The organism is Glaciibacter kafniensis (assembly GCF_039538945.1).
GTDB classification, from domain to species: Bacteria; Actinomycetota; Actinomycetes; order Actinomycetales; family Microbacteriaceae; genus Cryobacterium; species Cryobacterium kafniensis.
In genome coordinates, this window is the sequence record NZ_BAABCN010000013.1 from 16,712 (window position 1) to 29,764 (window position 13,053).

General features: G+C 66.2%; 3 protein-coding genes. 1 reads left to right on the forward strand and 2 read right to left on the reverse strand.

Features of this window, described 5'->3' with window-relative positions; all coding sequences use genetic code 11:
* Nucleotides 1–60: 60 nt before the first annotated feature.
* Both ABD791_RS17490 and ABD791_RS17495 read right to left on the reverse strand, forming a co-directional pair.
* Nucleotides 61–2,670, reverse strand: a complete 2,610-nt coding sequence (locus tag ABD791_RS17490) for a LuxR C-terminal-related transcriptional regulator (protein WP_345069063.1) — start codon at nt 2,668–2,670, stop codon at nt 61–63.
* Between the two features lie 84 nt (nt 2,671–2,754).
* On the reverse strand, nt 2,755–11,346 hold the full coding sequence (locus ABD791_RS17495) for a hypothetical protein (RefSeq protein ID WP_345069065.1): 8,592 nt from the start codon (nt 11,344–11,346) through the stop codon (nt 2,755–2,757).
* A gap of 553 nt (nt 11,347–11,899) precedes the next feature.
* Here ABD791_RS17495 and ABD791_RS17500 point away from each other — a divergent pair.
* A partial coding sequence (locus ABD791_RS17500; protein ID WP_345069067.1) for a DUF222 domain-containing protein occupies nt 11,900–13,053 on the forward strand: 1,154 nt, incomplete at its 3' end.

Consider the following 13,053-nt stretch of genomic DNA (forward strand, 5'->3'; position numbering starts at 1 on the left):
CGCTCGCTCCTCGACCACCGAGATGGGCGGGTGCGGAGGAGGATGTGCGACATTCTCGGCTCACGAACTAATGAGGTGCCGCTCGCTTGCCGTGAGAAGCGCCTCGGTTCGCGAGGTAACTCCGAGCTTGCGGTACAGGGCGCGCAGTTGTGACTTCACGGTGTTCGGCGAGACAAACAGGGCGGCAGCGATCTCCGCATGGTTGCCGGTCGTGACCAATTGCTGCAGAACAACCCGCTCCCGCTCAGTGAGTTCAATCGCGGGGCGCAACTCGCCGAAGACTGGGGGGTGCCCGTCGACCTGGGCGAGCAGAGCGACGGCGCTCGTGTGACCATGGGCCGCCGCAAGTGCGGCCAGCGCCTCGACATCGCTGCGCGGAAGGAGAAGAAGAGCGAAGTTCAGGCGACGGTCAAGCATGAGGCCGGCCGCCTCGTCGAGGGCGGTGAACGCGAACTCGTCGCGCCCCAACCGCAATGCTGCGCTGGCGCGGAGCAGCAACGCCTCGCTCTGAAGTCGCGACGACATCGGAGTCGCCGGAGCGACCTCGTCGAGCGCACGAATCGCGCGCTCCGGCTGGTTGGCCAGGAGCGCGAGTCTGGCCCAATTCACTGCAACCCCTGGCGCGGACTTCGGGTGTTTGCGCAGCAGCGCTTCGGCTTCGCCCTCGCGCCCCGCCGCAAAGTAAAGCAGGGCTCTGCTTCGATCGAGTCGCATGTTCGTGTGGGGATTCAGCGATGCAGAGTGGCGCTTGGTTTCCGAGCGCAGGTACGCGATTCCCTCGTGAGCCCGGCCGGTGATCAGAAACACCATCGCCTGCACCTGCGCGAACAGCGACCAATGCTCAATTGTTGCCAGGTGCGGCTCCATCACCGTCACATGGTGTTGTGCTTTCACCGCATCGAACGACTCGAGCGCGATCATCCCGTCGGCGATGTGACCCCAGGCTCCGATGTAGCCGTCGCGCCAGCCTTCAGGCCATTCCACCTCGTCGGCGAGAGTCAGCAACGCCTGCGCCTCGGGAATATCGCCGGTGAGGGCGAGGCCCCCGGCGTGGAGCGCGAGCCCGTGATACCACGCGCCCCCGGTCCGCCCCTGTGGCACAGCCGCAGTCTCAAACAATTTCTGCGCGCGCTCTGGTTGGCCTCCGTAGAAGAAGCTCAGGCCGAGCATCGACGTCAGAGTCGACATGTGCGCGGCAAGTTCATCGCGCTCGTCGACCGAGAGTTCATCGAGCAGCGCACGTGCCCGCTCGGCCGCAGACACCGCCTGGCCGATCTGCCCCATCACCCGAAAAGCCACACTCTCGATCGTCAGCAGCACCAAGCGGTTCGCCAGCGGCTCTTTCGGCCCGCGAAGTTTGGCCGACACGATCGCCAGGCCGAACATTTCGAGGGCCTTCACCCGGTGCACCTGTGAAGCGTTGTAGGCCAGAGCCAGCACCATCGTCAGTAAGGGCGCTCGCTGCAGCGTGCGCAACGGCAGCGCGCCGACCATCTCGATCAGAAGAGCCCTGTGGAGCTCAAGCAACGAGAACCAGTCGTTGACCGCGACGCGTGAAGCCAGCTCCATGTCGTCGGCTGCGATCGCATGCCTCAGCGCCAAGAGTTCTCTGCCGTTGCCCAGCATCCACTCGGCGGTCACCTGGTTCAGACGTTTGACGTCCCGCGGAAACCGTTGGGTCAACTCAGCGAGAAGACCCGCTCGCACGGCAGGAGTGAACGTGAATTGCGGCCCGCCCGGGCGCTCGGCCCACATTCCGAATCCGTCGCGCTCTGCCTGCGCGAGCAGCTCAGCTGCATCGTCACGTGCAGTGAGCCGTTCGGCGAGATCGACGGTCAAGAACTCGGCAATTGAGCACCGCAGAATGGAATTGAGCTGGCGGACATCCCTGGCGCTCGTCGGCAATTGCGAACGAAGGATGCGACCGCTCACGGTCGCGATCGATTCATTCAGTGAAGCGATACTGAAACCGATCTCACCCCGCGCCATCGCAAGAAGCACGCCGCGCGTCAGCACCGTGCTTCCGCCGACGGTCTCCCAGACCGCACGGGCGATGGTTCCGTCGTCATCGTGAATACCGGCGCTGGCCAGTGCCTCGGCCGTCTCCTCGACCGACAGCGGAAGCTCGTTGGGCGTGATGACGACCGGGGCGAGCGCCAAGCGAACCGAGTCGGATTCCAGCGGCCCCCAGGTTCGGGTCACCACCGTCGCGCGCAGGCGCGGCTGCGCGACAAGGAGCGCGACGAGGTCGCGGTGAACGGCGTCGTCGGTGATGAGGTGAAAGTCGTCGATCACCAGGGCGGTGTGCTGCTCGATCTGCGCGAAACCTCGACGCAGCAGCCGTGTCAAGTCGGGTTCGCTGCCGAGGGAGTCCACCGAGCGCGCGAGCAGCCCGGTATCGGGCAAAAGCCGGGCGTCGAGCATCGTTTGGATCAGCGAGTTCCAAAACGCCAGACGCGTCGTCGATGCGCTGTCAACGGGATACCAGGCGCCAGAGAACGGATGCGCACTGCCGCTGGCCGTCGCCCAGTCGGCAACGGCCACCGTCTTGCCGGAGCCGGCCGGCCCGCGCACGACGACGAGCGGAGAATCAGTGTCGAGCTTGGCGGTCAGATGCGGTCGGGAAACGTAGTCGCGCGGAACACGCGGCGTTCCATAGATTTCCCCCACATTTTCAGGGTAGCCGGGGCGTCCCCCCAACGGCCGACAAATCCGGGCTCCAGATGCCCCCAGCTTGGGGGTGGTCGTTGCGTGCTACGCCACCCGGCGCCGCGCCAGCAACAACCCGCCGCCCAGCAGCAGCACGAGCAGCGCGAGCAACACCAGCCAGATTCCGTTGAATCCGGTGCTGGCAATAGATGGCGCCGCGGCGACCGGTGTGGTGTCGCTGTCGGTCAGCTGCGCTTCTGGCAGCTGCTCGGTCGGCGACTCCACCTGCACCGAGTTGACGACCTTCGGGTAGGCACCCTCCAGCACATTCACCGTCAGCGCGATGGTGGCCGTCTCTCCGACGGCGAGCGCGCCATCAAGCGTGCAGGTGACGACCTGCTGCTTCTCGCCGCAGTCCACGTTCGTGCCGGTCGCACTGTCAAAGGTCAGACCGGCCGGTAGCGCGTCGGTGAGTGTGATCGGCCCCGGATCCTCGGTCGGACCGGCGTTAGTGACGGTCAGCGTGTAGCCGCCCTTCTGGCCCACCATGAATGTTCCGTTGCTCGTCTTCGTCACCGTCAGGGTCGCCTGTGCGGGCACCGTGACGGTGTCGTCGGCGGTGTTGTTCGTCGGATCAGACTCTGGCGTGGTCGAGGCGACGGATGCCGTGTTCACCACTGTCGGGTAGGCACCAGGATTCACCAGGGCGGTGATCGAGAGCGCAGGAGCAGTTGCACCGGGTGCGAGATCGCCGGTGAGCACACAGGTCACCGTGGTTGCCGCATCCGCTGCCGCGTTCGCATCAGCCGCGGTCGCATCAGTCGCAGCCGGTTCAGTCGCAGCCGGTTCAGTCACGGTGGCCACGCACGACCACGCCGGATCGCTGCCCGCTGCGTCGACAAAGTCGAGTCCGACCGGCAGGGTGTCGGTCACTGTGACACCGGATGCGGCCGACGGCCCGGCGTTCGTCACGCCGAGGTCGAACGCGAGAGTGTCGCCGATCCGCACCGAACCGGTGTGGGTCTTCGTGATCGACAGATCGGTCAACTGCAGGATGGTGACGACCGACTCGGCGGGGTTGTTGTCGGAGTCGGGGTCGGTCGTCGGCGAGCTGACGACCGCGGTGTTGGTGAGGTCGCCCACCGGCAGGGCCGCGTCGTACTTCACGACGAGCGTCAATGGAGGCGCGTCGGCACCGGCAGCCAGCACGGTGGTGCCCTCCAGGGCGCACTCCACGCTCTGACCATCGGCATCGACTGCTGCAGCAGCACACGCCCAGTCGCCCGAGTCGGCAATTCCGACGTAGCTGATTCCGACCGGGAGCTGATCGACAATCTGCAGCGGAGCGACCGCGGCCGAGGGGCCGTGGTTTGTGCCCTGCAGCAGGTAACGCCCCTCGGTTCCGGCGATGACCGTCGTGACAGCCGTGCCCTCGGCGTCAACCGCCGTCTTGTTCAGGCTGAGATCCGCGACGGCAGAGACCGTCACATCAGCCGGATCGGTGTCGGTGTGGCTGCCATCGCTGTCGGTCCAGGTCAGGTTGGCCTGGTTCACCAGAGTCGTTGCCTCGGCAACGGCCTGATCGATCGTTGCGGTGATGCTGAGGGTGAAGGTGCCGAGCGGCAGCACTGCACGGGTGCAGTCAGCTGAGGCCACAACGCAGGTCCAGTCAGTGCCGGAGATCGCGGTGACGGTCATCCCGGTCGGAACGACATCCGCAACCCGCACACTGTTCGCCACCGAGGGGCCGGCGTTGGTGACGGTGACTGTGTAGTCGACGCTTTCGCCGGCGACGAACGGGGCCGCTGAGGCGACATCCTTCGCGATGCTCACCGCTGCCACTGTCGTGATCACCGTCGGGTCGGTGGCCGTGTTGTTGCCAGGGGTCGGGTCACCGAGGGGGCCGGTGACCGTGGCCGTGTTCACGAGCGTTTGCGCCGGCAGATCCGACGGGATGTCGACGGTGACGATGATGGACGGGGCGACGGCCGTGGCCGCCATGCCTCCGTCGAGTTCGCAGGTGATCGCCGTCGGTGCGCCGGGCACGACCGTGTCGATGACACAGTCCCAGTCGGTGCCACTCGCTTTCGTCGGCACGAGACCGACCGGCACGGTGTCGACAACCTCGATTGTTTCCGGGGTGTCAGACGGGCCGTTGTTCGTGACGGTGAGCGTGTAGTCGAGGCTCGTGCCCGCCACGACGGCGCCAGCCGGGTGGCTCTTCGCAATCGAGAGATCCGCTTTGCCAAGGGGGTCGGTGGCGGTGTCGTCGTAGACGTCTGGAGCGTTCTCAGCGGATGCCGTCGCCCCGTTCACGATCTGCCCGGTCAGGCTGCTGTCCGTCGCAACCGTGATCTCCACCACTGCGGTTTTGCTGGCGGCGGCCGCACTCAGCGTTCCGGTCAGCGCACAGTCAACCGTCGGAGCATCGGTCGTTCCGTCGCACGTCCAGGTTCCGGTGGTGCTCTTCGCCGAAAGGAAGGTCAATCCGGCGGGCAACACGTCGGAGATCGTGACGACGCGGGCGTCGGCCGGACCCTGGTTGGTGACGGTGATCTGGTACACGGCGTTGTCTCCGGGCACGATCACGGGCAGCGGCGAGAGCAGCGTCTTCTCGACCGCGATGACGGTGTTGCTGAGTGGCACGCCGCTGTCCGCCGTCGTCGACTCGTTGTTGGTCAGATCGGGGTCGGTCGTCGCGCCAGGGGCGATCTCCGCGGTGTTCTCAATCGCTCCGGCGGTGTAGCTGGAGTCGATCATTCCGGTCAGAACCACCGCATCACCGATTCCGAGCGGCATGATGCCGTCGTTCGCGGTGTAGGTGCAGGTGATCGTGTCCCCAGCGTCGGCAGGAGTGTCAGCATCGGCATCGCAATCCCAATCTGCGCTTGTCGCGAGAACGCCACTGACACCGGCGGGCACGACATCCGTCACCGTGATGTCGGCACGCGACACCGACGGGCCGAGGTTGTTCGGCACGACGTGCCAGGTGATTGGCTCCCCCGCGCCGACGACAGTCGTGGTGAGGGTCTTCACGAGCGTCAGGTCTGCTTTCGCGATGACCGCCAAGGGAGCACTGCTCGAGTTATTTGACAGAAGCGGATCGAACGTCACTGCCGCGACAGTCGCCGTGTTGCCGAGCGATGTCGGGGCGACAGCCGCGCCAACGGCAACGGTGACGACGATCGGCTTGAGTGCGGCGCCCGAAGCCAACGAGGCAGCGGTGCTCACACAGGTGAAACCGGGGCTCGGCACGGTGCAAGTCCAGTCGGTGCTTCCGCTGACGCCGGTGACGGTGACGCCGGCCGGCCACGTGGCCGGCACGTCGACCACGGTGATCGGTCCGACTGCGGCATCGGGGCCGTTGTTGTTCACCGTCAAGGTCCAGCCGGTGCCGCTGGTGCCGGCCAGAAGGTCGGCGCCCGCCATCTTCACGATGGCGAGATCAGCCGAGTGGATGTGCGCAGTCGCCGTCTTGTTCGGGCCGGTGAACTCGGCGGTCTTGTTGCCCGTCGCACCCGTCGCATCCGTCGCCGTGCCGGACAGCGTGTTCGTGTGGTTGACCGTCGAGCCGACACCGGGGGTGGTGAGCGCCGCCGTCTGCGGGCTGGCCGTGTAGCTGATCGCAATCGTGCCTCCCGGCGCGACGTTGGCGAACGGGGCCCAGACGAGCGTGCGGGCCGTTGCCGCACCCGACACCGTCGGGTCGGCCAGCGGCACGGCAATCGCACCGTTGATCGACACGGTGCCGGATCCGGCCACGTACTCCCAGTTGGCGGGGAGCACGTCGGACGCAGTGACCGACTTCGCCGTGCCGCGACCGTCGTTGGTCAGCGTGAGCCTCCAACCGAACGGGGTGCCGGCATACGCCGTCGTGCCGTTTGCAACGGTCTTGGCCAGGGTGATGTGCGGGAAGTCGGGGGTGACCGTCGCTTCGGCCGAAAGAGTCGGCCCGTAGACGCGGCCGCTGCCGTCGAGCGACGTGTAGGTCGACACCAGAACGCTGTTAACGATCGACTGACCGGCGGTCAAGGTGCCGGACGCGGCAAGTTTCGCGTGGTAGCTGCGCGTTGTGGAGCTGTTCTTCGCCAGCGTCGGAATCACCCAGGTGATGGTGTTTCCCACACGGGTGCCACCATCGGAGATCGCCGTGATCGAGCTCAGATCGATTCCGGCCGGGATTGTATCGACGACGGTCACGGTGTGTGCATCACTGGTCAGTGCGGCGTTCGTCGTGTTCGCGTTCGTCACGGTGATCGTGTAGCTGAAGTCTTCACCTGGCTCCGGCGTCGTGTTCGAGACACTCTTCGCCACTCGCACGGAGGGTTCAACGATGGTGACCTCCGCCGGGTCGGCGGGCCCGGTCTTGTCGAACGGATCGTTGGCGTTCACCGGGTCGCTCTTGCTTGTCTCGTTCCAGACCAGATTCGCCCTATTCGACGGCTTCACTCCCGCCTCGTTCGCGACGACATCGGTGACCGTGCCAGCCACCCTGATGGTGACGATGCGCGCTTCGGCATTCGCGGTCAGGTTGCCGAGCTTCCAGCCGACCAGGCCGGCGGCCGGCGCCAGCGCAACCCCGCCACCCGGCAACGTCGCCATGCAGTCGGCGGCGCTGGTCGTCACACAGGTGATGGCGCGCGTGGCGGCGTCCATGGACATGCCGGCAGGCAGCGTGTCGATGATCGCCGCGTTGTAAAAGTTGACGTTCTTCGGAATGGTGATGGCGATCGTGTAACCGATGCTCTCGCCGATGGTCGCGGTGAGCCGGTCGGCTGTCTTCACCGTTGTCGCGCCTTCGACCGAGACAGTCGCCGCTGTGCTGGTCTTGGAGACGACCTTCTCGACGTTCGGGTCGTTCGTGCCGTTGGCCGACAGAGTCGATCCGGTGACGGTCGCGGTGTTCGAATAGGTCACGAGACCAGCGGATGTCGTGCTCACGGTGGCCGCGAAGGTGATCGTCGCGGTCGTGGGCGCGAGAAGGCTTCCGTCGCCCGGCAGCGTCCAGGTGAGCAGGGTGGTGCCCACGGCGCATCCGTTGACCGGCGGCCCGTCGGGTTCGATGCGCGTGACGCCGGTTCCGGCCGCTGCCGCTACGACGGTTCCGGCAGGAGCCGTGCGAAAACCGGTCGGCGCGGTGAAGACGAGTCCGGCGGGAAGGCAGTCAGTCACAACCGAGTTGAAGGCGGCCGGACGCCCTATCGTGTTTGCGGCGACCAGAGTGAAGATCACCTCGTCACCGCCCTGGGCTTGCGCCTTGTTCACTGATTTCGTGATGGTGGGCGCCGGCACGACCACGTCGATTGAGGCGGTCGCGGTAGTGGAGATCGGATCGCCGTCGGCGAGCAGACTGGTGCTCGCGAATGTCGCGGTGTTCGTCAGCTTGCCCGAGGTCAGGCCCACACCGACGAGCACGTTCGTCAGCGTCACGGTGAAGACCTGGTTGGCCGACGACTGGTTGTCCCAGGTCGGCCTGAAGGTGAGCGTGCCGAATTCGGGTTCGGAGTTCTCCACGTCGAGCGCGAACCCGACGGGCAGCGGCGCGGCAGGCTGAGCGCCGTCGGTGAACGAGGCGCTTGCGACCGAGCTGGCCGTAACGCTGAGCCCGGCGGGCAGCGCATCGCTCAGCACTCCGTTGAACACGGTGGAGCCCGCCGGGACCGTCACGGAGTAGGTGTAGTTGACCTTCTCGCCGGCGACAGCCTGTCCGGGGCCATTGTTCGTCAGATCGAGCGAGGAGACCCCCGTCTTGGCAACTGTCGCGTCGGCCAGGCGCAGGGTCGCGCCGTCATTGGCCGGCACCGCGTTCGGTGTCGTCGACGGGTCGAGGGAGTCCTTCGGGTAGTACTTCGCGTCGTGACCGTCACCGCTCGTGGTCGGCACATCGAATCCGACGACCGACGCCGTGTTCGTGAACGCGCTCGACACCGAGATGTCGGCCGGTATGGTCAGCGTGTAGCTGAGCGACGGATGCGCCGTGCCAGGTTCGATGACACCGGGCAGGGTCCAGACGATCACACTGCGGTCGGCCGGCGTCGCCGAGTTCGCCGGATAGCCGGTGTCCTCTGGATTCAGGCATTTTCCGCCGTCGCTGATCTCGATGTCGTCAATCGACCAGGAGTCGCAGCTGTAGTCGATCGGCAGAGCGTCCCAGACACGCAGATTGCGCACGCCGACGTTGTTGCCGGTCGCGACGCTGCCCGCGTTGGTCACGTCAAGCACGAAGGTGACCCGGTCGAATTCTCTGACCAGCACGTTGTTCGCCGGCGCCGCCGGGGTCGTGCTTCCGTTCGCATCGGTAATTGCGCCGACGCTCTTTGTGAGCGTGACAACCGGGGGTGCGCCGACGGCGAAGTCGACGCTGTCGCGCAGGGAGAGCACCGTACCGGAGGTTGACTCCTGGCGGTACTTCATCAGGTTCGCCGTGATGTCGACACTTCCGGCGTTCGGCGAGGGGTCGGTCACCACGGCCCGCACGAACAGGGTGAGCGTCTTTCCCTTGTCGACGAAGGTGCTCGCCCCGACCTGGGTTCCAATCAACCACGACGCCGGAAGGTCGCCGGCCGGCACGGCGGCTTCAGTGCCGGGCACGGCCGTGACCTGAGCGGCGCCAACGCCGCTCGACTGCGCAACGGCGTAGTCGAGGAAAGTTGTGCCCACCGGCGCGAAATCGGTGACGACGGCGTTGCGGGTCTGGGTCGACGTGGAGAATGCGACCTCAAGCTTGAAACAGATCGTGTCACCGCGGTGATAGGTGCGTTCGGTTTCGGGAGCCAGACTGTCCACGAAGTCGGCGGAATCCGCTGCGGAGCAGTCGACCGCGGTCGCGCCCGGCGCCGGGCGCTTGAGAATCTTCTTGTCGATTTCGGGAGCATCGGTGCCGAGGCTGGATTTCGAGTCATCGGCGACCGGAATCTGGCCGGTTTCTTGCTCGCCAGTGATATCCGTCGTGACACCGACGATTCCGACGGTGTTGGTGAACCGGTCCCCGGCCACGGTCGGGCCGTTCCAGTTCGAGCCGGAGCCGTCGCCGTCGTAACTGGTCCCCATGAACGCGGTGTAGGTGACGGTGTGTGTGCCGTTGCTGACGAGGGTCGCACCGGTCGGCGGCGTCAGGGGAACCGTTGGCTTGAGAGTGAGCGTGAATGTTCCATCCGTGTTGAAGACGACGGCTGAGACGGTGGCCCCGTCGACGGCTCCGGCCACCTGGCATTCGGGGTTCAGCTGCTTGCCCGTCGTGTTCTCGATGATCGACGGGTCAGGAACCTGCGGGCACAAGCCGTTCGGGATAGTGTCGGTGATCACCATGTCGCTGCTGTTCGCGTACTCGCTCGCGCGCAGGGTGAGCGTGAAGGTCGCAATTTGGCCGCTGGAGAAGTCAGAGGACCCTGTCTTCTCGATCGCGAGGTCCATCGCCCGCACTGTCTGATCGTCGGTCGAACTCACCGCGGTGTCGGTGCTCGGCGCAACCGGGCCGGTGTAGGTGCCGGATGCGACGACGGTGTTCGTCAGCGCCTGGCCGGTCTTCGGGTCTTTCTGGCGAGTGGATGCGCCGGTGTTGTTGTCGAGGTTCGATCCCTGTGACCCGCTGACCGCGTCGGGAGTCTGACCAGACGGCCACATCGCGTTGGCAAAGAGTGGAATGCCAGCGGCATACGTCAGGGTCCAAGTCTCGTTGGCCCCGAGCAGTGCGACGCGCTTCCAGATGACCTTGGTGAAGACCTCTCCCTCGAAACCGGGGCGGTCGTCGACCGTCTCGACCGACACCGGAATCTCGCAGTTGGTGCCGGCTGCAGCCCCACCGAGACGACCGGAACCGGCGTATTCTTCAGAGTCCCCTGGCGTGCTGTTGTCGGGTTCGCCACAGCCGAGAAATTCGAGTCCGGCCGGAAGATAATCGACCACGACAACATCGTTCGTCGGGGCGACACCGGTGTTGCGAGTGGCGATCGTGTAGATCGTGGTCTGGTCATGCACGCCGCGCATCAGCTCGTGCTCGGGGCTGGGTTCGGACTTGGTGACCTCGATCGCCGACACCACCGTCGGTGACGGCGAGGCGGCATCCGACCCGGCGTAGCTGTTCGCCGCCGCGTTTCCGGCAGAATCGAACTTCACGAGCTGGCGCGGGTTGCTCGGCGCAAACACGGCGGCCGTGCCGCTGAAGCTGGAGCCGACCGGGTAGATTGCCGGGTCGGGTGTGACGTCGAAGGTGAGCGTCGACGAGTCGCTCTGCAGCAGGTCGGTGAGGTTCTGCCAGATCAACACTTGGTGGGTCACCTGCGGCGGGCCGGCGCTGTCGACGATCGTAAGGATCTTCGGCTCGGCCACACCGACCTTGTCTGCACCCTGTGCGCTGCCGGGCAGGTAGGCCACACCGGCGGGAAGCTCGTAGCGGAAGGCGACGTTGTAGAGGTCGCTTCCGGCTGAGCCGGTCGCGGTGAGAGAGACGGATGCCGTCTCTCCGGCGAGGATCTGCACATCAGCCGTTGCCTCGAGGCTCACGAGCGTGTCGGCCATGGCCGGTGCCACGACGGCGCCGACCACAAGCCCAGCCGCCACCAGTACACCAGCCACCACACTCGCGATCACCCGGTTGTGCGGGCGGTTCGGCGAGAAGAATCCTCCACCGGCCAGCGCGTGACGAGCATGCCAGTGACGAGCAGAGCGGCGCGAGGGAACGGCGGTGTGAATCGGCATAGCGAGGCGTCCTCAAAAAGTAGCGGTCTGACATGACCACGCTCACGTGACTGAGCGCATCAGCGCACTCCTGCGGCACAGCGTCGGACGCGGAGAGTGAATCACTACGGTAGAGCGGTCTGTACGTCCCCCTTTACGAGGACGCCCATTTTTGGCCTGAATTCACCCCCCATTTCACCCTCAAATCGCATTTTGGCGCCCAAAAGGGGGACTGTCGTCCCCCGTTTCCGGCCGGCGTTGCTGCGCGCTACAGCGGGCGCTGCCGCGTGCAGAAGCCCCTCAGGAGCCAGCCCAGATTGGCAGGCCGATCTCGGGACTCACCACCTCGTTGATCGCGCCTGTCCCGCCTCGTTGGTCGAGCCTGTCGACCCCGCGAGCCAACCTCTGGACTCCCCATCTCGTTGATCGAGCTTGTCGACCTCGGGAGCCGACCTTTGAGCGCGCCCAACGACGCCTGTCAGGGCGTGCTCCTCCACAGACATACCTGCGAAAAGTTATCCACCGATCCTGAGAAATGCTCGCATTCCAGTTCCCATTTTGAGAGAATTGAAACATGGAATCAGAGCCTGTTTCCCCCATCATCGCCCCGACCACCGACACTCCGGTGGCCGCGGTCATGCTGCAGGTGCAGGCTCTGACGGCCGGGCTTTCGACCGCTGAAACGCTCGAGGTGACGACGATGATGGCGGCCCGGTTCTCCACCGCTGACTCCCTTGAGCTCGCCGCCACCGTGATGGCCGATGCGATGGGCGGACTGCACGCCCACCTCCGTTCCGACGATGACCTGCTGGCTCTGCTGGGGTCGATGGAAGCGGTGGGCCGGTTAGCGGATGCGGGCCGGGTCGCCCTGGCCGCGGACGTCGAGGTGCGCTCGGACACGCGCATTCAGGCGGTGTCCCTGGCGCGCACGCGTGGCAGCGTCACCGGCACCGACTTGATCACGACGCTCACCCGCGTCTCGGCCCGGGAGGTGAAGCGTCGGGTCAAGCTCGGTGAGAAGACCCGGGTCCGTCAGATGGGCGGCAGCATGCTGCCACCGCGCTACCCGGTCGTCGCCGCCGCCCTGACCGCCGGAACCCTCGGCGTGGATGCGGCCGAAGCGATCGTCACCGGGCTTTCCGACCTGCCCAGCTACCTCGACCCCACGGATGTCGAGGCCGCCGAGCGGGGCCTGGTCGCTTCCGCGACCGGTGCCATCACTGCGGAGAACGAGGGCCTGCCGAACGCCGGGTTCGCGTTCTCGGCCGACCTCATCCGCGGGCAGATGCAACAGTGGAAGGCGCTCCTGGACCCGGACGGCACCGCGCCGACCGAGGGCACCGTGCTGGCCGCCCGCAGCAGCTTCGGCTTCGGCCAGTTCCGCGACGGGCTCTACCCGCTGCGCGGTGGGGTGACCCCGGAGCTCCGCGGAATCATGAACGGCATCTTCGACACCTATTTGAGCGCTCATGCGCAGCCGGTTCCGGCGGAGCCGGGCCGGTTCCCGACCGCGGAGGAACAAGCCCACCACGACGCCGAGGAGCGGGCCCGCATCGACGCCGGCGAGGTCATCCCCGGCGCCGACCAGCTCGACGACCTCGACACCCGCACCGGCGGGGAGAAACGTGCCGACATCCTCCGCGGCGTCTTCGACGCCGCCGCCCGCGACGCCGGCACCCCCACCCTGGGCGGCGCCGCCCCCGTCGTCATGGTGCACGTGAACGCAAC

Excerpts from the sequence above, each read along its gene's own strand:
- ABD791_RS17495 (WP_345069065.1), bottom strand. The coding sequence starts at position 11,346 with ATGCCGATTCACACCGCCGTTCCCTCGCGCCGCTCTGCTCGTCACTGG.